Annotated in this window: 25 protein-coding genes; 15 read left to right on the forward strand and 10 right to left on the reverse strand. The window is 72.3% G+C overall.

The window, feature by feature from the left end:
• Positions 1-6: 6 nt before the first annotated feature.
• Positions 7-1,149, reverse strand: a complete 1,143-nt coding sequence (locus tag AAEP86_RS04045; RefSeq protein WP_420369254.1) for an NAD(P)/FAD-dependent oxidoreductase — start codon at positions 1,147-1,149, stop codon at positions 7-9.
• 141 nt (positions 1,150-1,290) lie between these two features.
• On the opposite strand from AAEP86_RS04045, the gene AAEP86_RS04050 reads away from it, so the two are divergent.
• The 8 genes from AAEP86_RS04050 (at position 1,291) to AAEP86_RS04085 (ending at position 9,854) form a co-directional block, all read left to right on the forward strand.
• Positions 1,291-2,265 (forward strand): matrixin family metalloprotease, encoded by a 975-nt coding sequence (locus AAEP86_RS04050; protein WP_420369255.1) that lies wholly within the window; start codon positions 1,291-1,293, stop codon positions 2,263-2,265.
• Between the two features lie 91 nt (positions 2,266-2,356).
• Positions 2,357-3,073, forward strand: a complete 717-nt coding sequence (locus AAEP86_RS04055; RefSeq protein ID WP_420369256.1) for a GntR family transcriptional regulator — start codon at positions 2,357-2,359, stop codon at positions 3,071-3,073.
• Positions 3,074-3,162: 89 nt separating this feature from the next.
• Positions 3,163-4,161 (forward strand): sugar phosphate isomerase/epimerase family protein, encoded by a 999-nt coding sequence (locus AAEP86_RS04060; protein ID WP_420369257.1) that lies wholly within the window; start codon positions 3,163-3,165, stop codon positions 4,159-4,161.
• Positions 4,158-5,111 (forward strand): 3-hydroxyacyl-CoA dehydrogenase family protein, encoded by a 954-nt coding sequence (locus AAEP86_RS04065; RefSeq protein ID WP_420369258.1) that lies wholly within the window; start codon positions 4,158-4,160, stop codon positions 5,109-5,111. The genes AAEP86_RS04060 and AAEP86_RS04065 overlap by 4 nt, the downstream gene beginning before the upstream one ends.
• Before the next feature lie 11 nt (positions 5,112-5,122).
• A complete protein-coding gene (locus AAEP86_RS04070; protein WP_420369259.1) occupies positions 5,123-5,890 on the forward strand; it encodes an SDR family NAD(P)-dependent oxidoreductase in 768 nt (255 codons plus the stop codon).
• 123 nt (positions 5,891-6,013) lie between these two features.
• Complete coding sequence (locus AAEP86_RS04075; RefSeq protein ID WP_420369260.1) at positions 6,014-7,396, forward strand: MFS transporter; 1,383 nt, start codon at positions 6,014-6,016, stop codon at positions 7,394-7,396.
• On the forward strand, positions 7,393-9,099 hold the full coding sequence (locus tag AAEP86_RS04080) for a dihydroxyacetone kinase family protein (protein ID WP_420369261.1): 1,707 nt from the start codon (positions 7,393-7,395) through the stop codon (positions 9,097-9,099). Before AAEP86_RS04075 ends, AAEP86_RS04080 begins: the two co-directional genes overlap by 4 nt.
• Positions 9,096-9,854 (forward strand): triose-phosphate isomerase family protein, encoded by a 759-nt coding sequence (locus AAEP86_RS04085; RefSeq protein WP_420369262.1) that lies wholly within the window; start codon positions 9,096-9,098, stop codon positions 9,852-9,854. The genes AAEP86_RS04080 and AAEP86_RS04085 overlap by 4 nt, the downstream gene beginning before the upstream one ends.
• A gap of 63 nt (positions 9,855-9,917) precedes the next feature.
• Here the strand turns inward: AAEP86_RS04085 and AAEP86_RS04090 are convergent, their stop codons facing one another.
• Entirely contained in the window at positions 9,918-10,760 is an 843-nt protein-coding gene (locus AAEP86_RS04090; RefSeq protein WP_420369263.1) for an NAD(P)H-binding protein, read from the reverse strand.
• Positions 10,761-10,840: 80 nt separating this feature from the next.
• Here AAEP86_RS04090 and AAEP86_RS04095 point away from each other — a divergent pair, with 80 nt between their 5' ends.
• On the forward strand, positions 10,841-11,620 hold the full coding sequence (locus AAEP86_RS04095; protein ID WP_420369264.1) for a TetR/AcrR family transcriptional regulator: 780 nt from the start codon (positions 10,841-10,843) through the stop codon (positions 11,618-11,620).
• Here AAEP86_RS04095 and AAEP86_RS04100 read toward each other — a convergent pair.
• Positions 11,617-12,291, reverse strand: a complete 675-nt coding sequence (locus AAEP86_RS04100) for a response regulator (RefSeq protein WP_420369265.1) — start codon at positions 12,289-12,291, stop codon at positions 11,617-11,619. The two genes, AAEP86_RS04095 and AAEP86_RS04100, sit on opposite strands and share 4 nt — an antisense overlap.
• A complete protein-coding gene (locus AAEP86_RS04105; RefSeq protein WP_420369266.1) occupies positions 12,288-13,514 on the reverse strand; it encodes a sensor histidine kinase in 1,227 nt (408 codons plus the stop codon). The genes AAEP86_RS04100 and AAEP86_RS04105 overlap by 4 nt, the downstream gene beginning before the upstream one ends.
• Before the next feature lie 448 nt (positions 13,515-13,962).
• On the opposite strand from AAEP86_RS04105, the gene AAEP86_RS04110 reads away from it, so the two are divergent.
• Positions 13,963-14,844 carry a manganese catalase family protein gene (locus tag AAEP86_RS04110; RefSeq protein WP_420369267.1) on the forward strand — a complete coding sequence of 294 codons (882 nt, stop codon included), beginning with the start codon at positions 13,963-13,965 and terminating at the stop codon, positions 14,842-14,844.
• Between the two features lie 60 nt (positions 14,845-14,904).
• Here AAEP86_RS04110 and AAEP86_RS04115 read toward each other — a convergent pair whose 3' ends face one another.
• From AAEP86_RS04115 to mgrA, 3 genes are all read right to left on the reverse strand, one after another.
• Positions 14,905-15,231, reverse strand: a complete 327-nt coding sequence (locus AAEP86_RS04115) for a hypothetical protein (RefSeq protein WP_420369268.1) — start codon at positions 15,229-15,231, stop codon at positions 14,905-14,907.
• Positions 15,232-15,239: 8 nt separating this feature from the next.
• Entirely contained in the window at positions 15,240-15,674 is a 435-nt protein-coding gene (locus AAEP86_RS04120; RefSeq protein WP_420369269.1) for an Hsp20/alpha crystallin family protein, read from the reverse strand.
• A 113-nt stretch (positions 15,675-15,787) separates the two neighbouring features.
• Positions 15,788-16,831 carry an L-glyceraldehyde 3-phosphate reductase gene (gene mgrA, locus AAEP86_RS04125; RefSeq protein WP_420369270.1) on the reverse strand — a complete coding sequence of 348 codons (1,044 nt, stop codon included), beginning with the start codon at positions 16,829-16,831 and terminating at the stop codon, positions 15,788-15,790.
• A 180-nt stretch (positions 16,832-17,011) separates the two neighbouring features.
• On the opposite strand from mgrA, the gene AAEP86_RS04130 reads away from it, so the two are divergent.
• The 4 genes from AAEP86_RS04130 to glgX all read left to right on the forward strand — a co-directional run bounded on the left by AAEP86_RS04130 (position 17,012) and on the right by glgX (position 20,596).
• Positions 17,012-17,191, forward strand: a complete 180-nt coding sequence (locus tag AAEP86_RS04130) for a hypothetical protein (RefSeq protein ID WP_420369271.1) — start codon at positions 17,012-17,014, stop codon at positions 17,189-17,191.
• A 48-nt stretch (positions 17,192-17,239) separates the two neighbouring features.
• On the forward strand, positions 17,240-17,797 hold the full coding sequence (locus AAEP86_RS04135; RefSeq protein WP_420369272.1) for a MarR family winged helix-turn-helix transcriptional regulator: 558 nt from the start codon (positions 17,240-17,242) through the stop codon (positions 17,795-17,797).
• 67 nt (positions 17,798-17,864) lie between these two features.
• The gene (locus tag AAEP86_RS04140) at positions 17,865-18,476 is read left to right on the forward strand and encodes a TetR/AcrR family transcriptional regulator (protein WP_420369273.1); all 612 of its coding nucleotides are present in this window, start codon (positions 17,865-17,867) and stop codon (positions 18,474-18,476) included.
• A gap of 101 nt (positions 18,477-18,577) precedes the next feature.
• Positions 18,578-20,596, forward strand: a complete 2,019-nt coding sequence (glgX, locus tag AAEP86_RS04145; protein WP_420369274.1) for a glycogen debranching protein GlgX — start codon at positions 18,578-18,580, stop codon at positions 20,594-20,596.
• Positions 20,597-20,781: 185 nt separating this feature from the next.
• Here the strand turns inward: glgX and AAEP86_RS04150 are convergent, their stop codons facing one another.
• The 3 genes from AAEP86_RS04150 to AAEP86_RS04160 all read right to left on the reverse strand — a co-directional run bounded on the left by AAEP86_RS04150 (position 20,782) and on the right by AAEP86_RS04160 (position 23,568).
• The gene (locus AAEP86_RS04150) at positions 20,782-21,501 is read right to left on the reverse strand and encodes a hypothetical protein (protein ID WP_420369275.1); all 720 of its coding nucleotides are present in this window, start codon (positions 21,499-21,501) and stop codon (positions 20,782-20,784) included.
• A gap of 166 nt (positions 21,502-21,667) precedes the next feature.
• A complete protein-coding gene (locus AAEP86_RS04155) occupies positions 21,668-22,771 on the reverse strand; it encodes a Gfo/Idh/MocA family protein (RefSeq protein ID WP_420369276.1) in 1,104 nt (367 codons plus the stop codon).
• Positions 22,768-23,568, reverse strand: a complete 801-nt coding sequence (locus AAEP86_RS04160) for a sugar phosphate isomerase/epimerase family protein (RefSeq protein WP_420369277.1) — start codon at positions 23,566-23,568, stop codon at positions 22,768-22,770. Before AAEP86_RS04160 ends, AAEP86_RS04155 begins: the two co-directional genes overlap by 4 nt.
• A gap of 115 nt (positions 23,569-23,683) precedes the next feature.
• Between AAEP86_RS04160 and AAEP86_RS04165 the strand changes: the two genes are divergently transcribed.
• Positions 23,684-24,892: an MFS transporter gene (locus tag AAEP86_RS04165; RefSeq protein ID WP_420369278.1), complete on the forward strand. Its 1,209-nt coding sequence runs from the start codon at positions 23,684-23,686 to the stop codon at positions 24,890-24,892.
• The last annotated feature ends 151 nt before the right edge of the window (positions 24,893-25,043 follow it).

Here is a 25,043-nt window from a genome sequence, read left to right on the forward strand (position 1 = left end):
GACCCGCTAGGTCCGCGACGCCGCGGGTGCCTGCTCGTCGGGAGCGACGCCCACGGTGACGGGCCGGAGCGCGTCGAGCTCGGGAGCCGGCTCGCCGAGGACCCGCCGGGCCAGGGCGTCGCCGAGCAACGGCCCCATCGTGAGGCCGGCCGCCCCGTAGCCCGTCGCCACGAACAGCCCGGCGTGACCGGGGACCGCGCCGACGACCGGCATCGCGTCGTCGGCGAGCGGTCGCAGGCCGACGCGGGTCTCCAGGACCGTCGCGTCCGCGAGTCCCGGTGCGATCGACAGCGCGTCGCGCAGGACCTGCAGCTGGCCGGCTGCGGTGACGCGCGCGTCGAAGCCGCTCCCGGTCTCGCGCGTGGCTCCGACCGCCACCCGCGAGCCGTCGAACGCCACGAGGTAGTGGTGGGACAGCGGGTGCACCGAGGGCCAGTGCGTCGTGTCGACGCCGGGCAGCGCGAGGTGCGTGATCTGGCCTCGCTGCGGGGCGACCGGCACCCGGACCCCGACCTCCGCGAGCAGGGCGGACGTCCACGCGCCGCCGGCGACGACGACGGCGTCCGCGTCGAGCACGGCGCCGTCCACCGTGACGCGTCCGGCGCCGAGCAGTGCCGCGCGTCCCCGGCGCCGGACCCCGCCGAGGCGTTCTCCCGCGTCGAGCAACGCGTCCCGCACGGTCCGGCCGTCGACGCGCCCGCCGCCCTCGATCCAGAGCGCGTCGAGGCCGGTCGCGAGCGGCGGGAAGAGCGCGCGGGCACGGTCCCCACCGATGCGCTCGACCCGGCCGACCACGTCCGGTCCGGCGGCGCGCCGTCGTTCCACGCGGGCCTCGGCCGCGTCGACCTCCGCCGGGTCCGCGTTCACCACGAGCGCCCCGCTCCGTCGGTGGCCGGTGCGCGTGACGCCGACCTCGGCCAGGCGTGCGAGGACCTCCGGCCAGTACGCCGCGCCGCGGACGTAGAGGTCGGCGAACGGGCCCTCGATCGCGGACGACCAGGGCTGCAGGATCCCGGCGCTCGCCGCGGTGGCCTGACCGGTCGCGCCGTCGTCGACGAGCGTGACGGACGCGCCCCGTCGTGCCAGGGCGAAGAAGGTGGCGGCGCCGGCGATGCCCGACCCGATGACGACGACGGACGGTGATCCCATGCAGCGATCCTGCCGGACTACACGCTGGGACGCGGTCCGGACCGGCCAGTTCGGGGGGTTGACCCGGCGGCGGAGCGCTCCGCACACTGTCTGCGCCGCGCAACGGACTGCTGCGGCTGGACGGACCAGGAGGGTCGGAACGTGCGCAAGGCATCCGTGACCGCAGGCGCGGTCGTGCTCGGGATGGTGGTGACGGCGATCGTCGCCTCGCCGGTGGTCGGTGAGCGCGCCGAGGCGGCGCCCACCTGTCGGGGGGACCGGATCACCGTCGCGGACCTCGCGACCGGGTGCGCGGTGTCCACCGGGACCGTGGTGCTGCCCGACGGTCGACGCTTCGCCGTCCCCGCACCGGGTTCCACCGTGTCGGCGTTGCCCGTCGCCGCGTCCGGGACGGCGGACGACGGGGACGTGTCGATCACGAACGCCGGGCGCGCGGGACTCGCCGTGCGGGTGGACCACGCGTGGACGGGGTCCGCCGCGGCGGTCCGGCAGGAGCGCGACGCCCTCCGGTCGCGACTGACGGCCACCCCGCAGGCGGCCACCGCGTCGAAGCCCTCGAGCTGCACGAACACGACGTTCACCCGGCTCGGGTTCCACTGGTCCGCGCCGGTCACGTGGCGGTACAACCCGACGGGGCAGAAGGTGTCCGGTGCAGCGACGATCCGGTCCGGCGCCGACGCGTGGACCGGCGCGATCGCGACGTGCGGCAGGAAGGTCACGTCGTCCGCATCCGAACGCTTCGCCGGGAACACCACCCAGGCGACCGGTGTCACCGCAGCGGGAGGGTGCGGCACGTCGAGCGGCGCCAGCGTCGTCGGCTGGGGGTCGCTGCCGTCCGGCACGCTCGCGGTGACCTGCGTCTGGTCGCGGTCCGGGGTCGCCGTCGAGGTCGACCAGCGGTACACGACCGGCCAGCAGTGGAACACCGCCACGACGTGCTCGGGCCCCCGGTTCGACCTGCGCGGGGTGGCCACGCACGAGTGGGGGCACGCGTTCGGGCTCGGGCACACCGCGCAGAACAGCGGGCTGGTGATGAAGCCGGCTGCGACCACGTGCGAGACGGGCCAGCGGACGCTCGGGCTCGGCGACCTGCGGGGGATCGACGCGCTCTACTGATCCGCGCGCCGGGGTGCGCGGGCATGCGGTCTCGCGGTCGCCCGCTCGCACTCGCGCGGTCCCACGATCGTCGATTCTCTAGGATCGACACATGTCGACGACCGTGCCCGGCTTCGGGACCGAGCGCATCACGCAGCTCGGTCTGCGCGACCGCGTCTACGACCGGGTGCTCGACGTCTTGATGGGTCACGACGTCGAGCCGGGCATGCGGCTGTCGATCGACGGGCTGGCCCGCACGCTCGGGGTGTCGCCGACCCCGGTGCGCGAAGCGCTCGTGCAGCTGGAGCGCACCGGCCTCGTCACCCGCGAGGCGAACAAGGGCTACCGCGTCGCGCCCCCGCTCGCCGGCGACCAGCTCGAGGCGCTCTTCGACGCGCGCCTCATCATCGAGAGCGGCGCCGTCGAACTCGCCGCCCGCGGTGACGTCGCGTCGCTGTGCTCGCGGCTCGCGGCCGCGCTCGAGGAGCAGGCGGCGGTGGCTGACGAGGTCGCGGCCATCGGGGCCGAGGACGCGCCCGAGGAGCTCATGGCCCGCTTCTTCCGGAGCGACTGGCAGTTCCACCAGGTGCTGTTCGACGCCACGCGGAACCCGTTCCTCGAGGAGATGTCCGAGATCATCACGACCCGTGTCCACCGGATGCGGCAGATCGTCGAGGGCGGCGGTGACGACACGGCCCGCGCGGTCGCGGAGCACCGGGCGATCCTCGATGCGCTGACGACGGGGCCGTCGGAGGCCGTGACGGCGATGCGGTCACACCTGGAGGCCGTGCGCGTCCGGTCGCGCGCCGACGCCACGCACACCGGCTGACCGGGAGGGGTTGCGTTCCGGAGCAGCACGAGTATCTTTCCTATAGGAAAGAGGTTCAGCGCTGAACCGATCATGCGAAGGAGCATCCCGTGAGCACACCGCAGGACTGGGTCGACCAGGACTGGAACCCCGAGTCGTGGACGTCCGACACCTGGCCGATCGCCACGTGCCTGCACGGGTTCCCTCCGGTCACCCGTGACGGCGTCGCCTTCCACGACGCGGACCCCGAGGTCTGGGACGACGTCTTCGCGCAGATCGAGGCCGTCGGCTTCTCGCTCGCGGAACTCGCCGACAGCCACATCCGCCCGGCCGACCTCGAGCGGTCGCGACGGGACGAGCTCTTCGCGATCGCGAAGGCGCACGGCGTGGGCATCCCCTCGGTGCACCTGCAGCGCAGGAGCATCGTCCAGCCCGGGCACGAGGAGGACAACCTCGCCTACGCCCACCGCACGATCGATGCGGCAGCCGAGTGGGGCATGCAGGTCTTCTCGACCGGTCTGCACCAGCCGTTCAACGACGCGCAGCGGGCTGCCCTGTGGTTCTGGACGGCGCAGGGGCCGAAGGACCCGGACGACCCCGAGGTCCGTCGGGCCGCGGTCGCGCGGCTGCGCGAGCTGGGCGAGCACGCCGCGTCGGTGGGGCTGCCGATGGCGCTCGAGCTCTACGAGGACACGTACCTCGGAACCGCGGACAGCGCCGTGCGCCTGATCGAGGAGATCGGCCTCGACACCGTCGGGCTCAACGCCGACGTCGCCAACCTCATCCGACTGCACCGGCCGGTGGAGGACTGGAAGGAGCTGTTCGCGAAGACGCTGCCGTACACGAACTACCTCCACGTGAAGAACTACACGCGCGACGAGGCCGCCGACGGCAGCTGGGCGACGAGCGTGCCGAGCACCATGGAGACGGGCCTCATCAACTACCGCCAGGTCCTCCGCGACGCCGTCGCCGACGGGTTCCGCGGGATCGTCATGACGGAGCAGTACGGCGGGGACAGCCTCGGCGTCTGCGCCACCAACCAGCAGTACATCCGGTCCGTCCTGGCCACCTCCGTGGTCGGGGCGACGAAGCAAGGAGTCCACCGATGAGCACCCTCGACATCGCCGTCGTCGGGTCCGGCTACATGGGCGGCGGGATCGCCCAGGTCCTCGCCCTCGCCGGCCACACCGTCCGGATCGCGGACGTGTCCGCCGAGATCGCCGCGTCCAACCGGGCCCGGCTCATCACCGAGACGGAGCAGTTCGTCGCGGACGGCCTGTTCCCCGCGGACGCCGTCTCGCGCGTCGACGCGCACCTCAGCGCCGCCGCCTCGATCGAGGAAGCGGTCGCAACGGCCGACTTCATCGAGGAGGCGGTACCGGAGAAGCTCGAGATCAAGCACGCGACCCTGCGCCGGATCAGCGAGGCCGCCCGCCCCGATGCCGTGATCGGCTCGAACACGTCGACGATCCTGATCGAGTCGCTGGCCGAGGCCGTCGTGGGCCCGGAGCGGTTCCTCGGCGTGCACTTCTCGAACCCGGCACCGTTCATCCCCGGCGTCGAGCTCATCCCGCACCCGACCACGGACGAGCACGCGATCGCGGTCGGCGAGACGGTCGTCGCCGCGACCGGCAAGCAGTCGGCGCGGGTGAAGGACTCGACTGGGTTCGTCCTGAACCGCCTGCAGTACGCGCTGTTCGAGGAGGCCACGAAGATCGCCGACGAGGGCATCGCGAGCCCCGACGACATCGACACCATCGTCCGGACCACCTTCGGGTTCCGCCTGCCCTTCTTCGGCCCGTTCGCCATCGCGGACATGGCCGGGCTCGACGTCTACGCGTTCTGCTTCGAGTCGCTGCAGACCCGCTGGCCGGAGCGCTTCGCGACCCCGCCGTCGCTGCAGCAGCACGTCGACGCCGGTGAACTCGGCACGAAGTCCGGCGCGGGCTACCTCCAGGTGCCCGCCGACCGCACGCCGGAGCTCGTCGCCTACCGGAACCGGGCGTACGTGGCGATGCAGAAGCTCCTCGACGAGCTCGGCCCGGCGCCGATCCACTGAGGGGGACGACCATGAGCGAGAACGTCCAGAGCAGGACCGTCGTCCTCACCGGTGCCGCCTCGCCCCGGGGCATCGGGCGCGCCACCGCACACCACCTGGCCGAGGCCGGGTGGGACGTCGGCATCATCGACCTCGACCAGTCGGCGAGCGAGCAGGTCGCCGCCGAGATCCACGAGCAGCACGGCGTCCGAGCGGTCGGCGTCGGCGCGGACGTCGCCGACGAGTCCGCCGTCCGCACCGCGTTCGACACGATCGAGGCCGGGCTCGGCCAGGTCACCGCGCTGGTGAACCTCGCCGGGGTCTCCTCGGCGCACGCCTACCTCGACCTGCCCGAGGGGGAGTGGCACCGGGTGCTCTCGATCAACCTCGACGGCGTGCACTTCGCGAGCCTGCGGGCAGCGGAGTCGATGGTGCGGAGCGGGTACGGGCGCATCGTCAACCTGTCCTCGGTCTCCGCGCAGCGCGGCGGTGGCACGTTCAGCAAGACGCCCTACACGGTGGCGAAGGCCGGCGTGATCGGCCTGACCCGTGGCCTGGCGCGCGAGCTCGGCCCGCGCGGCGTCACGGTCAACGCGATCGCCCCCGGCCCGATCGACACGGACATCATGGGCGGCACCCTCTCCGAGGAGCGGAAGGCCGAGATGGCCGCCGACGGCGTGCTGCCGCGCATCGGTACTCCGCGGGACATCGCCGCCGCGATCGCCTACCTGATCAGCGAGGACGCCGGGTTCGTCACCGGCCAGACGCTGAACGTCGACGGCGGCCTGTACATGCACTAGGGCCAGCCGCCCGCGGGGCGTGCGCCGACCGTGCGACGCGACCCGCGCCTCCCGTCCGACCGGTCGACAGCCCGACCGCCGGACACCCCGAGAACCGCACCGTGCTCGCAAAGGAGCGAACCCGTGTCCCTTCCCCCTGCCCCCGCGCTCGGGTCGACGAACGACCCCGGGCTGCGATCAGCCATCGCCAAGGCGACGAAGCACCTCATGCCGATGCTCGTCATCCTGTACTTCGTCGCCTTCCTCGACCGCACCAACGTCGGCTTCGCCGAAGAGGCCCTCAGCGTCGACCGGAACATCTCCGACGCCGCGTTCGCGCTCGGCGCCGGCATCTTCTTCATCGGCTACGCGATCTTCGAGATCCCGTCGAACCTGCTCCTCAAGCGGCTCGGGGCGCGGTTCTGGCTCGCCCGCATCGCGATCACCTGGGGCATCGTCGCCGCGCTGTTCGCCTTCACGACGAACGACACGATGTTCATCGTCCTGCGGTTCATCCTCGGCGTGACCGAGGCCGGGCTGTTCCCGGGCGTGATCATGTACCTGTCGGAGTGGTTCCCGAACAAGGTGCGCGTGCGGATGTTCGCGATCTTCTACCTGGCGCAGCCGTTCTCGCAGATGATCGGTGCCCCGCTCTCCGGCGGCCTGATCAGCTTCGGCGACCAGGCCACCCCGTTCCACGGCTGGCAGGTGATGTTCGCCGGCGAGGGCGTCCTCGCCGTGCTGGCCGGCATCGCGGCCCTCGTGTTCCTGACGAACAGTCCGCAGCAGGCGAAGTGGCTCGAGCCGGGGGAGAAGCAGTCCCTCACCGCCGCGATGGCCCGCGAGGACACGGCGCGCAGCGAGGACGGACCCACGGGGATATGGAAGGCGATGGCCAGCGGCCGCGTCTGGTACTTCACGATCATCTACTTCTGCCTGCAGGTCGCCGTCTACGGCACCACGTTCTACCTGCCGCAGCAGGTGTCGGCGCTGCTCGGGCAGGACGTCGGCTGGCAGGTCGGGCTCGTCGCGGCGATCCCGTGGCTCGTGGGGCTCGTCGCCTGCTACCTCGTCGGGTCGCGGGCGGACACGGTCGGCCGTCGCCGTCGCTGGGGCACCCTGTTCTACGTCACGACGGGCCTGTCGATCCTCGGGTCGGCGTGGGCCGGCGCGAACGGGCAACCGGTCCTCGGCATCCTGTTCATCACGCTGGCGGTCGCGAGCTTCCTGGCGGTCGGCCCGATCACCTGGGCCTACCCGACGGCGTTCCTGACCGGTGCCGCCGCCGCCGCGGGCATCGGCCTGATCAACTCGCTCGGCAACCTGGGCGGCTTCGTCGCGCCGATCATGCGCACCGCGATCAACGAGGTGGTCCCCACGGACAGCGGGGCGTTCGGCATCGTGTCGCTCGGGGTCCTGGCGTTCGTCGCCGCCGCGATGATCTTCGGCACGAAGTTCTTCCGCGGCGCGAAGGCCGACGAGCTGCTCGACACCACGCACGTGCGCACCCAGGGAGACCGACGATGACCCGACTGTTCAACGACCCCGCGGACTTCGCGGACGAGGCCACCGACGGCTTCGTCGCCGCCAACGCACGGTGGGTGCGGAAGGTGCACGGCGGGGTCGCCCGCGCCACGACTAGCCCCGAGGGGACCGTCGCGGTCGTCATCGGCGGCGGCTCCGGGCACTACCCGGCCTTCGGCGGTCTGGTCGGGCACGGCCTGGCTGCGGGCGCGGCCCTCGGCAACCTGTTCGCGAGCCCCAGTGCGCAGCAGGTCGCCGGGGTGGCGAAGGCCTCGGAGCACGGCGGCGGTGTCCTGCTCAGCTACGGCAACTACGCCGGTGACGTGCTGAACTTCGACGCGGCGGCGCGCACCCTCGAGGCGGAGGGCATCCGGGTCCGCACGGTCCGCGTCACCGACGACGTGGTCAGTGCACCGTCCGACCAGGCCCACGAACGACGCGGCATCGCGGGCGACCTCTGCGTCTTCAAGGTCGCCGGTGCCGCCGCGGAGCGGGGTGACGACCTCGACGCGGTGACGGCCGTCGCCACGCGGGCGAACGACCGCACCCGGTCGTTCGGCGTCGCGTTCTCCGGCTGCTCCCTGCCCGGCGCCGACGAACCGCTCTTCACGGTGCCGGAGGGCCGCATGGCGATCGGGATGGGCATCCACGGGGAGCGGGGCATCGACGAGACCGACGTGCCGACCGCGTCCGGGCTGGCAGAACTGCTCGTGGCCCGGCTCCTCGACGAGCTGCCGGACGGTGTGCGCCCGGAGGGTGCGCGGGTCGTACCGGTCCTGAACGGGCTCGGCAGCGTCAAGTACGAGGAGCTCTTCGTCGTCTACGGGGCGGTGCAGCGGCTGCTCGCCGACGCCGGCGTGGTCGTCGTGGAACCGGAGGTCGGGGAGCTGGTGACGAGCTTCGACATGGCCGGTGTGTCGCTGACGCTGTTCTGGCTCGACGACGAACTCGAAGCCCTGTGGGCGGCGGCGGCCGACACCCCGGCGTACCGCAAGGGCGGCGCGGTCGCCGAGGACCGCGTCGACCCGTCGGTGGCCGCGGCGGACGAGGCCGCCCGGGCGATCGGCCCGGCGAGCGACGACTCCCGCGTCGCCGCCGCCCGCGTGCGTGCCGGCTTCGCAGCCGTCCGCGCCGTCGTCGACGAGCACGCCGACGAACTCGGCCGCATCGACGCCGTCGCCGGCGACGGCGACCACGGCATCGGCATGCAGCGCGGGGCGCACGCCGCCGACGACGCCGTGGCCGACGCGCTCGGGCGCGGTGCGGGCGCGGGGACCGTCCTGCGGATCGCCGCCGACGCCTGGTCCGACAAGGCCGGTGGCACGTCCGGTGCGATCTGGGGCGCCGCCCTGGAGGCGCTGGCTCGCGTGGTCGGGGACGACGAGCGTCCGACGGCCGCCACCGTCCAGGGCGCGGTGCACGCCGCGACCGAGGCGGTCCTGGCCTTCGGTGCCGTCCCGGGCGACAAGACGATGGTCGACGCCCTCGTCCCGTTCGACGACGTCCTCCGCGACCGCATCGACGCCGGGACGCCGCTGCCCGACGCCTGGGCGGCGGCGGTCGCCGCGGCACGCGAGGCCGCGGACGCCACGGCGGACCTGCTGCCACGGAAGGGCCGTGCGCGCACCCACGCCGAGCAGGCCGTCGGGACGGCCGACCCCGGCGCGCGGTCGTTCGCGCTCATCGTCGAGGCCGTCGCCCCGTGATCACCGTCGGGGTGTCGCTGAAGATGTACTTCTCGCACGCGCGCACGCTCACCTGGGCGGCCGCGGTCGGCGACCTCGCTCGACGCCACCCGGCGGTCCGGTCCGGCGCCGTCGAGGTGTTCGTGGTCCCCACCTTCCCGGCCCTGGTGCCGGTCCGCGAGGTGCTCGGTGACGCCCCGGTGCTCCTCGGCGCACAGGACCTGTCGTGGGCCGACGCGGGGCCGTACACGGGCGAGGTCTCCGGGGCCGAGCTCCGCGAGATCGGCGTCGACCTCGTCGAGATCGGCCACGCGGAACGACGTTCCCTGTTCCACGAGACCGACGACGACGTCGCGCGGAAGGTGCACGCCGCGTACCGCAACCACCTCCGTCCCCTGGTCTGCGTCGGCGAGGTGACGCGTTCCTCCGCCCCGGACGCGACCGCGGTCGTGACGGCACAGCTCGACCGGGCCGTCGCGACGGCGGCAGCGGCCGGACAGGTCGGACCGCTGACCGTCGCGTACGAGCCGGTCTGGGCCATCGGCGCCCCGGCTCCGGCGCCCGACGACCACATCGTGGACGTCCTCGCCGGGGTGGAGGAGCACCTCGCCGCCCGACCGGGACTCGCCGGGTCCCGGGTGGTCTACGGCGGCAGTGCCGGGCCGGGTCTCCTCACCCGCGGCGAGGGGCGGATCCGCGGCCTGTTCCTCGGGCGCTCCGCGCACGACCCCGCTGCTGTCGCGACGGTCCTCGACGAGGCGGCCGCGCTCGGCTGAGCTCGTCGCAGGCGCCGAGGGTCGTGCTCGCCCGAGCGGTCGTGCACGCTGCGCGGGCCGCGCTCAGGCGAGCTGGTCGCGCACGCTCCGCGGCGCGCGCCCGAGGAGCCCGCCGAGGAGCGGATCGGTGCCGGCGAACGTCCCGGCCGCCGCGGCCTGGTACATGCCGAGCAGGAAACCGACCATGTGCGGGTCCTGCCCGCTCGCGACCGCGCGGTCGCGCCAGGCGTCCTCGCCGAGCACCTCGAACCCGACCGGACGATCGGTCGTCTCGGAAGCGAGGCGGGCCAGGTCCGCGAAGGTCGGGGCCTCCGGTGCCGTGAGCGTGAGCGGCCCGTCGGCGGGGCGTCCGTCGAGCAGGATGCGTGCGGCGGCCTCGGCCGCGTCCTCGCGCGCCGTCCACGACACGGGCCCGTCCGCGGGCACGGACACGGTGCCGGTCTGGCGCCACGGACCCATCAGCCACGTCGTGCTGTGTGCGTAGAAGCCGTTCCGGAGGCTCGTCCACCGCAGACCGGAGGCGCGGAGCAGGTCCTCCGTCGCCGCGTGGTCGGCGCCCGGTCGGAACGGCGAGCTGTGCGCTGCGCCCTGGTGGCTCGTGTAGAGGACGTGCCCGACCTCCGCGGCGACCGCTGCGTCGACGGCGGCGCGGTGCAGGGCGACGGCATCGGCGGTCGGGTCGCTCGAGGAGACGAGCAGGAGCTGGTCGGCGCCGGCGAACGCCGCGGGCAGGGTCTCCGGTTCGGCGTAGTCGCCGCGGCGGACCTCGACCCCGCGGTCGGCGAAGCGGGCGGCCTTCGCAGGGTCGCGGGCGACGACGACGAGCTCTTCTGGATCGACGTGCTCGAGGAGGTGGTCCGTGGTGGCTCCGTTGAGGGCGCCGGTGGCGCCGGTGATGACGATCATGGTGGGCTCCGTATCATTGGTAACTGATTAGTGGTAGCAACGGTAACACAGCGCTACCAGCGGGTTGTTATCGTTGTTCCGTGATCGACCAGGGAACGGTGCGCGACGAGACCAGGACGCGGGTCGTCGAGGCCGCGGCGTCGTTGTTGCGCGAGCAGGGCGTGTCCGCCGTCACCACCCGCGCGGTCGCCGAGGCCGCTGCCGTCCAGGCGCCGACGATCTACCGGCTCTTCGGCGACAAGGACGGACTGCTCGAGGCCGTCGCGGAGCACGCGATGACGACGTTCGCGGCCGTGAAGGCCGAGGCGGTGCGGGCTGCCGGCGAGGCGGACACCGACCCCGTCGAGGACCTCCGCACCGGCTGGGACATGACCATCGCGTTCGGTCTGGCGAACCCGGACCTCTTCGTGCTGCTCGCGGACCCCGCTCGCGGCAGACGGTCGGCGGCTGCCCGCGCCGGGACGGCCCTGCTCGCCGAGCGCATCCACCGCGTCGCGGTCGCCGGCCGGTTGGCCGTCCCGGAACGCCGGGCGGTCGACCTCGTGCACGCCGCCGGGACGGGTGCCGTCCTGGCGATCCTGTCGGCCCCGGTCGACGACCGGGACCCCGCCCTGGCCGGTGAGGCGCTCGAGGCCGTGCTCGGACGCATCCTCGTGCCGTCACCGGAGTGGGCGGCGGCCCCAGCGCGCGAAGCGGACGCGGCGGACGCCGTGGACGGAGACGCGGCGAACCGGCCGGGCCACGCCGTGACGAGCGCCGCGATCACCCTCCGCGCCGCAACGGCCGACCTCGACGCGCTGTCGCCGGCCGAGCGGTCCATGCTCGCCGAGTGGCTCGACCGCGTGGTCCGACGCCGCTAGGCCTCGCCCCGAGCCCCGGCCAGCCCGTGGTCGTGCGCGTACACCACGAGTTGCACCCGGTCGCGCAGGGCGAGCTTGCCGAGGATGCTCGAGATCTGCGTCTTCACGGTCGACTCGGTGACGAACTCCTTCGCCGCGATCTCCGCGTTCGACAGGCCGCGCGACGCCCAGCCGAAGACGATCCGCTCCCGGTCGGTCAGCGTCTGGAACTCGTGCGGCTGCGGCGCCGGCGCCCGTTCGACGTCGGCGCCGAAGAGCTGGGACAGGTCGTTCGGGGCGATCACCGAGCTGCCCTCGAACACGGCGCGCACCGCTGCGAAGAGGAACGGCGGCGTGGTGTCCTTCAGCAGGAAGCCGCTGGCACCGAGGCGGATCGCCGTCGCCGCCGCCGGGTCGAGGCCGAACGTGGTGAGCACGACGACGCGGGGGAGTGGGCCCGGCACCGCCCCGGAGAACAGCTGCCGGACGGTCTCGACGCCGTCCATGCCGGCCATGCGCATGTCGAGCAGCACCACGTCGGGGCGCAGGTCCGGGATCAGTGCGAGGGCCTCGGCGCCGTCGGAGGCCTCGCCCACGACGACCATGTCGTCCTGGGCGTCGAGCACGACGCGTAGCCCCGCGCGGAACAGTGCCTGGTCGTCGGTCAGCAGGATGCGGATCGGTTCGGTCATCGGATGGTCCCCCCATGGACGTCGAACGGGATGCGGGCGCGTGCGGAGAACACGTCGTCCAGGACGGCGGCGTCGAACGACCCGCCGAGTGTGGTGAGCCGCGACTGCATGCCGCTGAGGCCCCGGCCGGAGCCCCGCGTGCTCGGTACCGGCGAGGACGCATCGACGACCAGGTTCTCGACCTCGAGCACGAGGTCGGCGCTCCGCCACGTCTCGCGGACGGTCACCGGCCGACCCGGTGCGCCGTGCCGGAGGGCATTGGTCAGCATCTCCTGCAGGACACGGCGTGCCGCCGTCCCGCTGTCCGGCCCGAGCACCACGGGAGCGCCGCGTCGGCTGTGGTCCACCTCGACGCCGGCCTCGCGGATGCCCTGCACGATCTCGTCGAGGGACCCGGGGTCGGCGTCCGTACCCGAGCCGTCGATGTGGCCGAGGACCTGCCGGACCTCGACGAGGGAGCTCCGCGCGGTGCTGGCGATGGTGGCGCTGACCTCGCGGATGCGGGCCTCGTCGTCGAGGAACGGCACGGAGTCGGCCTGCGCGATGATCACGGCGAGCGAGTGTCCGACCACGTCGTGCACGTCCCGGGCGATGTCTGCGCGGATGCGCTCCGACTCCGCGACGTCGATCGCCCGGGTGGCGGTGGCGGCCGCCTCGGTGGCGACGGCCTCGGCGCGGAATGCCGCGGCCTCGGCGTCCGCCCGCCGTTCGGACTCGCGGTCGCGGGATCGGAACGCCCGGAGCGCGACCCCGCCGGCCCAGACGCCGAGGAGCGCGGTCGACGGCGCCGCCATCGCGAGGAAGGCCTGGTCGGGCGGTCCGTTGATGAGCACGAGGAACCGGAAGCCGGTCGAGGCGAGGTAGAGCGTCGCTCCGACACCGGCGACGAGCGCGAGCACGCCGGAGGCCACGACCTCGCCGCGGGTGCCCACCACGGCGGTCGTCCCGATGACGACGAACATCGCGAGGTCGACGAGCGACGGGCGCTCGCCGCCGCCCACCTGGATGGTCCCGAGCACCACGACCATCGCCATCGCCGAGGTCGGCGACACCCGCCGCAGGGCGATCGCCGCGGCCGCCGCGAGGACCGCGAGCAGGCTCGCGTGCTGCAGTTCGAGGTCGATGGGCAGCAGGAACACGAACGCGGCGAGCACCGCCCAGGCCACGTCGATGACGATCGACCGCCCGGCGAGCGGCCGGATGAACGCGCGCCGGTCCGTCACGGGTCGATCATCGCACGCGACCGCGGACCGGCGGTCACGGGGTCGGCGACATCGCGACGAGCGCGATGGCGGTGACGACGACGATGGCCGCGCAGGTCAACAGGGTGGCGATCGTGTGCTTGGTCGAGGTCTCCATGACACCAGCATCGGCAAGCGGGGACCACCACGCATCGGACCAGGGGCGGAAGGCGTTCATCCCCCAGGAGGAAAGGCGACCGGCCGCCGGACCGAGGGGCGAGAGGCCGGGAGGTGCGGGGCGGGCCCGCACCGCGCCTCCCGGCTGCAGCGGGGGACCGCGACCAGCCGGCGATCCAGCCGTCCGCGTGATCCGGCCACGCCGACCGCGTCATCCGTCCAGTCCGTACGGGTACTCAGAGTCGTCGGCCGACCATCACGCGTGCAACCCGCAGAACGTTTCAGACGAACCGATCCGCAGAAGGAGCACGATTTGTACTTCCACAAGCAAGAACTCCAGTTCAAGGCGACGCCGGAGAAGCCCGACGCCGTCTACGCCCGCAAGCTGCAGGAGGTGCTCGGCGGCCAGTACGGCGAGATCTCCGTCGCGCTGCAGTACCAGTTCCAGGCCTGGAACATGCACATGCCCGGCAAGTACCGCGACCTCGTGTTCGGCATCGGCGCCGAGGAGATGGGGCACGTGGAGATGCTGGCGACGATGATCGCCCAGCTGCTCGAGAAGTCGCCGCTCGGCATCACCGAGGACGCCCTGCAGGACGACCCGACGGTCGCGGCGATCGTCGGCGGCACCGACGTGCAGCACGCCATCGTCGCCGGCGCCGGGGCCCGCCCCGTGGACAGCAACGGCAACCCGTGGCAGGGCTCGTACATCACGGCCAGCGGCAACCTGCTCGCCGACTTCACGGCGAACGAGAACGCGGAGATGCAGGGGCGCGTGCAGGCGGCGCGGCTCTACCACATGACCGACGACAAGGGCGTCCGGGACCTCCTCGGCTTCCTCATCGCCCGTGACACCATGCACCAGAACATGTGGGCGTCGGCGGCGGCGGAGCTGCGCGAGAAGGGCATCGAGGACTTCCCGGTGCCGAACAAGTTCCCGCAGTCGAAGGAGCACACCGAGTTCAGCTACCAGTACCTGAACTTCTCCGACGGCGCCGAGGCCGGCGACGGCCCGTGGGCGAGCGGCCCCTCGTTCGACGGGAAGGGCGAGTACTCGTACCACGACGGACCCACCTCGTCGGTGCCGATGCCGCCGCCCACCCACCCGGACTCGCGGTTCTACGGCACGACCGAACTGCCGAACATCGTCGAGAAGGCGGCAGGCGCTGTGCAGGACAAGCTCAACAAGGAGTGAGACGACGACGGAGCCGGGCCCGACGCACGAGGTGCATCGGGCCCGGCTCCGTCGGTCTGGTCACCGGTGTGACCGGTCCGGTTCCCCGGCCAGGGCGAAGGACGCCGTGTCGGTGTCCTCGGGAGCGCCGGGGGACTCGAACACGTCCCAGTACGCCCGCGCGGCGCTCCAGCCCGCGACGAGCAGGACGGTCCCCGCGACGGCGGCGATCCACGGCAGCAGGAGCGAGTGCTCCCACGCGTGCGGCGCAGCGACCCACGTGAGGAACTCGCCCGTCACACTGCCCGTCGCTCCGAGCAGGACCGCACTGCGCCGATCGAGACTCGACAGGGTCAGTGCGAGCGTCACGACCAGCGCGGCGACGAGGGCGTCGACGGCGGCGAGCACGGCGCCCCCTACTGGTCGCCGGCGCCGACCGCGAGCTGCTCGCGGCCTCCGCCGGTGGTGACGGCGATCTTGCGCGGCTTCGCCGACTCCTTCACCGGGATCGTGACGCTGAGCACGCCGTTGTCGTACCCGGCGGTGATGCGCTCCGCGTCGAGCCCGTCGCCCAGCGTGAGCTGCCGGACGAACGTGCCCGGCTGGCGCTCACGCGTGATCCACTGCGAGCCCTCGGGGGCACCGAGGGTCCGCTCGGCGCGGATGGTCAGGACCGACCCGTCCACGTCGATGTCCACCGAGCCCGGGTCGATGCCCGGCAGGTCGACGTCGAGGACGTAGTGGTCGCCGGAGCGGTAGAGGTCCATCGGCATCGAGCGTGGGCCGGCGCCGGCCAGCAGCGAGCCGGCGAGTCGGTCCAGTTCACGGAACGGGTCGAAGTTCATCGTCATCGGAATCAACTCCTTCGGTGTGGTGGTTGAGTCCCCTCGACTCAACTGCCAACCGTTCTAGCACTCGACCCTCAGGAGTGCCAAGAGCTGGCTCGGAAGATGCTCGGAACCGGTCAGCTCACCTGCCCCGAGCGCGCGCCGGACCACAGGTCGACGTCCAGGACGCCGCGCGAGTGCTCGTCGATCCGGGCGAGCTCCTCTGCGGTGAAGGAGCGGTTGTCGAGCGCGGCGACGTTCTGCTCGAGCTGCTCCACGCGCGACGCCCCGATCACGAGCGAGGTCACGCGCTCGTCCCGCAGGGCCCAGGCGAGGGCGAGCTGCGCCAGGGTCTGGCCGCGCTCCTCGGCCAGGGCGTTCAGGGCGCGGAGGTGGTCGACGACGTCCGGCGTGATCGTCCCGGCGTCGAGCGACTTCCCGGCGGCGGCACGCGAGTCGGCGGGCACCCCGTCGAGGTACCGGCTGGTGAGCAGCCCCTGCGCCAGGGCGGTGAAGCCGATGACGCCGAAGCCGAGCTCACCGGCGGCGTCGAGGAGTCCCTCGTCCTCGATCCAGCGGTTCAGCATCGAGTACGACGGCTGGTGGATGAGCAGCGGGGTCCCGAGGTCGCGCAGGATCGCGGCGGCCTGGCGCGTCCGGTCGGCGTCGTACGAGGAGATGCCGACGTAGAGCGCCTTGCCCTGCTGCACGGCGGCGTGGAGCGCCCCCATGGTCTCCTCGAGCGGCGTCGACGCGTCGAGCCGGTGCGAGTAGAAGACGTCGACGTAGTCGAGGCCGGTCCGCTGCAGGGACTGGTCGAGTGAGGCGAGCACGTACTTGCGCGACCCGCCGCCCTGCCCGTACGGCCCCGGCCACATGTCCCAGCCGGCCTTCGTCGAGACGACCATCTCGTCGCGGTAGGGCCGGAAGTCCTCGCGCATCAGGCGGCCGAAGTTCACCTCGGCGGCACCGTACGGCGGGCCGTAGTTGTTCGCGAGGTCGTGGTGGGTGATGCCGAGGTCGAAGGCGCGGCGGCTGATCGCGCGCTGCTGCTCGAACGGCACGTCGTCACCGAAGTTGTGCCAGTACCCGAGGGACAGCAGCGGGAGGTCGAGACCGGAGTGTCCGGTCCGGCGGTAGGACATGGCGTCGTAGCGGTCGTCGGCTGCGGTGTAGGTCATCGGAGGGTCTCCTCGTCGTCGGGGCGTCCCCATCCTGCCGTGTCCACCGGATGACACCGGTGTAGTTCGGTGCGCTAACCGTACAGAACGCGAATAGTTCGTTGCACTGATCGTTCACTTCGTGAAACAGTTGCGACCGTCCGATCAGGACAGCAGCGAAGCAGGAAGGCGGGATTCAGCATGCACAGCACGTACACCGGGATGCCGCGTCAGACACGGCTCAGCGGCACCCACACCCGCGTGGGCCTGACCGACCCCGCCGTCATCGACGCCTACGTCGAGCGCCGCATCCAGGACCCCTCGCTCCTGTCCGGACGCTCCGAGCCGTCGTACGCGGACTTCTTCTCCGTCCCGGCGTAGAACTGCAGTCGTACCGCACGTCCGCAAGGCAGAGAGACCACCCGACACATGCCGTTGACCGTCGTCCGTCGTGAGCACATGCACCTCTACGCCCGGGAACCCCGGTCGCGTGCCGCAAAGGTCGCCGTGGACGCCCTGCTCCGGCTCCAGCACGCCGAGGAGCAGCAACTCGAGCAGGCCCGTTCCGAGAGCGGTCTGACGAAGAACGAGTTCCTCACCGTCCGCTACATGCTGCAGGCGCACCGCGACGGCCGGGCCATGGGGCCGAAGGACCTCGCGGTCATGCTCAACGTGTCGAACGCGTCGGTGACGAAGATCGTGGACGGCCTCGCCGAACGGGACTACCTCGTCCGCGTGCCGCACCCCACGGACCGGCGTGCCCAAGTGCTCGAGCCGACCGTGCAGGCGGCGAAGAAGATCGACGCGTCCTACGCCCGCTTCCACGAAGCCGTGGTCGAGGTGATGGACCACCTCTCGGACGACGAGAACGACGTCCTCGCCCGGTGCCTGGCGCAGATCACCGAGGCGCTGGCGGACGGGATCCCGACCCCGGTCGACGAGTACACCGTCGACCCGGAGGGCGACGCGGAGCCGAACGACTCCTGACCGGAGCCGGCGCGGACGGGCCGCCACGCGCCTCCCGGAAAAAACCTTCCAGCGGTAAGTTGGCAGGATGACGCACCCCGCCGACGACGACGTGGCCCCGCCGCGACGCGGCGGGTACCGGAAGGGTGCCGAGCGGCGCGCGCAGATCCTGGACGAGATGATCCGCATGGTCGCCGACCACGGCGTCGACGCGTCGTCCCTGCGGTCCGTGGCGGACGCCCTCGGCATCACCCACGCCGCACTGCGGCACTACTTCCCGAGTCGCGACGAACTCCTGCTGGCCGTCTACCGCGAACACGAGGTGCGGGAACAGAGCGCTCCGGAGCGGATGAAGTCGGCCATCGGCGACATGCGCGACAGCGCCTCGCGGAACCGCGACGTGCCGGGACTCGTGCAGCTCTACACGACCCTCGCTGCCGATGCCGTGCAGGAGGGCCACCCCGCGACGCGGGAGTTCATGCGCGAGCGGTTCACCCGCCTCCGGGCCGACCTGGCCGCGCTGATCGAGGCCGACCAGGCCTCCGGCCGCATCCGGGGTGACCTGGACCCCGTCGACCTGGCCTCGCTGAGCATCGCCGCGTCGGACGGGCTGCAGGTGCAGTGGCTGCTCGACCCCGACGCGGTCGACGGTGAACGGGTGCTCCGGCTGCTCGAGCGCATCGTCCCGCCCGCCGACTGAACGGCACCGGCACGACGTGCTTCGTCCGTCCTGCGCACCTCGACGCCTGCGGGGTACGTCGGCGGACCGGCGGCACAGCGACCGGCCGGTAGAACGGCACCATGACCACTTCCACGCGCACCCCGCTCGGCGTCACGCTCGTCGACGGAGGCGCCAACGTCGCCCTGTTCTCGAGCACCGCTGAGCGCGTCGAGTTCTGCACCTTCGACGACGACGGCACCGAGCACCGCACCGAGCTCCGGAACCGTACCGGCTACACCTTCCATGACGTCGTCCCCGGCGTGGCCGTCGGCACCCGCTACGGCTTCCGGGTGCACGGTGCGTGGGACCCGGCGAACGGCCTCCGCCACAACGCCGCGAAGCTGCTGCTCGACCCCTACGCCACCGCCGTCGACGGCTCGTACGAGTGGGGCCAGGCCCTGTTCGGCCACGACATGGACGACCCGGAGCAGATCGACGAGACCGACTCGGCCAGCGCCATGCCGAAGTCCGTCGTCGCCGACCGCGAGTTCGACTGGGGTGGAGACGCGCTCCTGCACACCCCCTCCGCCGACACCGTCGTCTACGAGGTCCACGTCAAGGGCTTCACGAAGCAGCACCCGGACGTGCCCGAGGAGATCCGCGGTACCTACGCCGGTCTCGCGCATCCCGCCGCGATCAAGCACCTGACCGACCTGGGCGTCACGGCGGTCGAGCTGCTGCCGACGCACCAGTTCGTGCAGGACTCGACGCTCGCCGACAAGGGCCTCCGCAACTACTGGGGCTACAACAGCATCGGCTTCTTCGCCCCGCACGACGAGTACTCGTCCTCGGGCACGGCCGGCCAGCAGGTCACCGAGTTCAAGGAGATGGTCAAGGCCCTGCACGCCGCCGGGCTCGAGGTCATCATGGACGTGGTCTACAACCACACCGCCGAGGGCAACCACATGGGCCCCACGCTGTCCTTCAAGGGCATCGACAACGCCTCGTACTACCGGCTGGTCGAGGGCGACGAGGGCAACTACTTCGACACCACCGGCACGGGCAACAGCCTCAACGTCTCGCACCCGTCCGCGCTCGGGCTGATCACGGACTCGCTCCGCTACTGGGTCGAGGAGATGCACGTCGACGGCTTCCGCTTCGACCTGGCGACGACCCTGACCCGCCAGGACGGCGAGGCCGAGAAGCACTCCGCGTTCCTCGACATCATCCACCAGGACCCGGTCCTCCGTGAGGTCAAGATGATCGCCGAGCCGTGGGACACCGCGGGCTACCAGGTGGGCGGGTTCCCGGCCGACTGGTCCGAGTGGAACGGCAAGTACCGCGACGACCTGCGCGCGTTCTGGCGTGGCGACGAGGGCACCCTCGGCGACGCCGTGCAGCGCACGCTCGGCTCCCCCGACGTGTACGAGGGCTCGCGCCGCTCCCCGCTCTGCTCGGTCAACTTCGTCACCGCGCACGACGGCTTCACGCTCGCCGACCTGACGATGTACGCCGAGAAGCACAACGAGGCGAACGGCGAGGACAACAACGACGGCGAGAGCAACAACACCTCGTTCAACGGCGGCATCGAGGGCCCGACCGACGACGGTGCGGTGAACGACTACCGTGACCGCCAGCGCCGGAACTTCCTCGGCACGCTGCTGCTCTCCGCGGGCATCCCGATGATCCTGGGCGGCGACGAGATCGCCCGCTCGCAGGGCGGCAACAACAACGCGTACTGCCAGGACGACGAGATCTCGTGGTTCGACTGGGCGGCCGCCGACCAGGACCTGCTGGCCTTCACCCGGTCCGCGATCGCGTTCCGTCGTGCGCACCGGGCCCTGCGTCCGGAGTGGTTCCGGACCGCGCCCGGCGACTCCGACGCGACGGTGTCCGTGCTCCGCGCCGACGCCGCGGGCTTCGAGGACGGCGACTGGGCGGACGGCGGCAACCGGGCGGTCACGCTCGTGCTCCAGCAGGGTGACGACACCGTCGCCGTGCTGCTGAACGCCTCGGACACCACGGTCGAGTTCACGCTCCCCGAGCGTCCGGGTGGCGGCAGCTGGTCACTCGGCCTGTCGAGCGACCCGGACCAGGAGGTCGCGGGCGACGCGACGACGGTCCTCGTGCGGGACGCGTCCTTCACCGCGTTGGTCTGACCAAACCCCCCGGACGGGGGCTCCGAATGAGTCCGGTCGTTCTCGACCCGTTACAGGGTGTGCCCGCGTCGTCGACCCGAACCTCGACGCGGGCACATGCCGAACCCGACCCAATCCGATCCGACCGGTGCTCCGAACAACGGGAGTAACGGGATCAGGGGAAGGCCGGCTCGGATGTGTTCGGGTCAGATCCGGGCCGGCCGGTCCCGTTGCGAGTCGTCGGGCAGCGCGAGCTTCGAGCCCTGCGGGGCACGGCCGTGGCGTCGACGGGGATCGTCGACGGGCTCGGGCGCAGGCAGCACCGCCGCCCGTGCACGCGCCGCTTCCGCGCGTCCGGCGCCCGTCACCGCGGCGATGAACGACGCCGACTGCAGCACGGCGAACACCGGTGGCAGCAGCACGAGCGTCACCTGGTCGGTGCCGGCGGACGTGCCGGCGAGGATCCCGACCCACGCGGCGACCCACGCGACGGGGATCCACACCGCGCGCTCCGCCAGCACGACCGACGCCCCGGTCGTGCGCTCCGCGTGTTCGAGGACGGCGTCCCGGTCCTCGGGGAGCATCGCCGGGGGCCGGGCCGCGAACTGTCGTCCGATCCGCTCGTGACGGCGCCAGTCGCCCGAGGGGGTCGTCGGACGGTCGTCCGTACCGCGCGGGGTCACGCGCACGAAGGCGGCGACGAAGGTCCCGGCGGCCACCGCGGAGCAGACCACGGCGAGCACGTCGAGCACCGACGGACCGTCGAGCACGCTCCAGAGCACGTCCGCGACGGTGACCGCCGTGCCGACCGACGCTGCGACGACGCCGCACACGAGCGTCCGGCGCCGGACACGACCGGCGTCGACGAACTCCGAGCGCCGTGCGCGGACGACACGCAACCCGGTCCGGAACGCGCCACTGCTCATGGCGCCATCCTGCTCCGCGGATCCGGCGTGTGTCCCGCTGCGGGTGGGAACGACCCCGGACGCAGCGATCGTCGGGTACCGGAGCGGTACCCGACGATCGACGTGCGCCGGAACGCGGCGCGAGCGGACCGGTGAGCACCCGCACGGGCGCTCGGCCGGCGGACCCCTACGCGGTCAGCACCGCCGCGGCGGGGTCGAAGTCCTCCGGCAGCGGCGGCACCGCGTCCACGGTCGACGTGATGTCGACGGCGGACCCGGACGCTGCTGCGTCGCGGATGCCGAGCAGGACGTCCAGGACGTGCAGCGCGACCGCACCCGAGGCGCGCTCGGGCCGGTCCTCGGCGATCGCCCGGGCGAGCTCGACGACACCCGTGCCGCGACCCCACGTGGAGCCGACGGCCTCGAGGGACTCCGGCTCGTCCTGCCCGTAGCGCCAGAGCTGCGACGCGCCCTCGAACGTGTTCGGGTCGGGCAGCGAGATCGTGCCGAGCGTGCCGTTGATCTCGACGAAGCCCATGCGCGGCAGCGCGTGCTGGAACGAGAACGTCGACTGGGCGGACTGCCCACCGGCGAACTCGATCAGCGCGGCGTGGTGCGTGGGGACCTCGACCGGGAACGTCTCGCCGGCGCGGGGCCCGGACGCGATGGTGCGGCGGTCGAGCGACTTCGAGGACACGGCCTGCACGCGGGTGGCGGTGCCGAACGCGTGCACGAGGGTCGTGACGTAGTACGGCCCCATGTCGAACAGGGGTCCGGCGCCCTTCGCGAACAGGAAGTCCGGGTTCGGGTGCCAGGCCTCCGGCCCGGGGACGTGGAACAGCGTCGTCGCCGAGAGCGGTTCGCCGATGTCGCCGCGGGCGATGGCCCGGAGCGCCGTCTGGATGCCCGCGCCGAGCACGGTGTCCGGCGCGGTGGCGACGCGCAGGCCCTTCGACGCGGCCGAGGCGAGCACCGCCGCAGCCGAGTCGTGGTCGGTCGCGATCGGCTTCTCGCTCCACACGTGCTTGCCGGCGTCGACGATCTGCTGGTCGACCTCGGCGTGCGCCGCCGGGATCGTCAGGTTGATCACGATGCTGATGTCGTCACGGGCGAGGAGTTCCTCGACCGAGCCGGACGCGCCGACCCCGTACGACGCCGCCTGCTCGGCCGCACGGTCGAGCAGGACGTCGGCGACGAAGCGGACCTCGACGTCGGCGAACTTCGTCAGGTTCTCCAGGTACTGCGTGGAGATGTTGCCGGCACCGATGATGCCGATCCCGACGCGGCTCACTTGTCGTTGGCCTTCAGCCACTCGAGGGACTCGGTGATGCCCTCGAAGACGTCGCCCTTGTACGCGTCGAACTCGACGACGCGGATGGCCTGCGGCGCGGCGGCGAGGATGCTCGTCACGTCGACGTCGCCCTGACCGGCCGGGGTCTGGTTCTCGAACGCGCGCTGGAGCGCCTCGGGGACGATGAGGGCGCTCTCCGACGAGGGCAGCGCGGTGCGGATGTCGCCGTCGACCTTGCCGTCCTTGACGTGGATGGCGACGACGCGGTCGCCGAGCGAGCGCAGCACGGCGGGGGCGTCCGCGCCACCGACGGTCGCCCAGAAGGTGTCGACCTCGAGGACGGTCTCGGGGGAGAGCTGCGACACGAACAGCTCGTAGACGGTGCGACCGTCGACCTTGTTCGTGAACTCCCACTGGTGGTTGTGGTACCCGAACTTCAGGCCACGCGATGCGGCCTCGGCGGTGAGCTCGTTGACGCGCTCGGCGATCTTCGCGACGTCGTCGGCGGTCTGCCAGCGGTCGGTCGGGATGAACGGGTCGATGACCGTCGTGATGCCGAGGCGCTCCGCGGCGTCCCAGATCGGGGCGGTGTCCTCGGCGTCGATCACGGCGACGTGGCCGGACGGTGCCTGCAGGCCGGTGGCGGCGAACGCACGCTCGAGGTCGGCGGCGCGCTCGACGAACGCGTAGGGCTCGACGTTCTCGTAGCCGATCTCGCGGACGCGGGCGATGGCCTCGTCGAGGTTCTCGGCGATGGCGTCGCGCAGCGAGTACAGCTGCACAGAGGTGATGGGCATTGCTCGGGGCTCCTTCGGTCCTGGCTGGTGTCGCGGCCCGTCGAGGAGCGATGCTCCACGGCGAGATCGAGGACGACGCTACCCCAAAAACCACCCGCTGTGTAGTTTTAGACGCATGACGACATCGTCGGTCGACGGGGACCGCAGACAGCTCGCCGGGTGGCGGAACGCCACGATCACGGCCTTCGCCATCGGCGGCGTGAGCCTGGCCGCCTGGGGTCCGCGGCTGCCGGAGCTCCGCGCCGAGCTCGGTGTCGACGTCGGCACGATCGGGCTCATGCTCGGCCTGGTGACGATCGGGTCGGTCGGCGGCCTGCTCAGCGCCGCCCCGCTCCTCCGACGGCTCGGCAGCCGTCGTGCGCTCAGCGCCGTCGTCGTGTTCGTGCCGGCGGCGATCACCCTGGTCGGGGTGGCCGCCGCGCTGCACTCCGCCGCGCTGGCGTCGCTCGGGTTCGTGGTCGCCGGCGCCGGGATCGGTGCGCTGGACGTGATGGCCAACATCGAGGGCACGGCCATCGAGGCGCTCGCCGGACGCACGCTGCTCCCGCTCATGCACGCGGCATGGTCGGGAGGCGCGGCCCTCGGCGCCGGGATCGCCGCCCTGTGCGCGTGGCTGGGGATCGCCCCGTCGGCCCAGCTCGTCGGCGAGGCCGTCGTGGTCCTCGTGGTCGGCGTCCTCGCGATGCGCGGGATCCCGGACGGCAGCCGCGCCGAGGCGCCCGACACGACGCTCACCAGGGGGCAGCGCCTCCGACGGTGGGCGCGGGGGTGGGCCGACGTCCGCCTGCTGCTCATCGGCGTCGTGATGCTCGGCGTCGAGCTCGGCGAGGGCTCCGCGAACAACTGGCTCGCGCTGGCGACCACGGACGGCCACGGGCAGAGCGCCGCGGTCGGTGCGCTGTTCTTCACCGCCTTCGCGGTCTCCGAGGCGGCGACACGTGTCTTCGCCGGGCCGGTCGTGGACCGCCTGGGACGCGTCGCGACCATCCGCTGGACGACCGCCCTCGGCATCGTCGGCGCGGTCCTGTTCATCGTCGGGGACAGCTGGTGGCTGACACTGCTCGGCGTCGTGCTGTGGGCGGTCGGCGTCTCGATGGGCTTCCCCCTCGGCATGTCCGCCGCCGCCCGGAGCGGTCCGGACCCGGCGGCCCGGGTGAGCGTCGTCGCGTCGATCGGGTACTTCGCCAACTTCGCGGGTCCGCCGGTCGTGGGTGCCCTCGCCGAGCACGTCGGCGCGCTGGGCGCGCTCTGGCTGGTCGCCGTCCTGTTCGTCGCGGCGTTCGCGGCGTCCGGCTCGTTGCGACCCGTCGCGGGACGGGGTTGACGCGGAGGCGCGGGGCGGGCCCGCCCAGCGCCTGGCGTCCGGCGCCGGTCACCCGGCACGATGTTCTGGACCACTGATGTGAGATGGGGTCACTCGCGTGGATGCTCGCCTACCTCCGGCGGCTCAGCCGTCTCGGTGAACGATCATCGGA

Source organism: Curtobacterium sp. L1-20 (genome assembly GCF_048755855.1).
In the GTDB taxonomy this organism is placed as follows: Bacteria; Actinomycetota; Actinomycetes; order Actinomycetales; family Microbacteriaceae; genus Curtobacterium.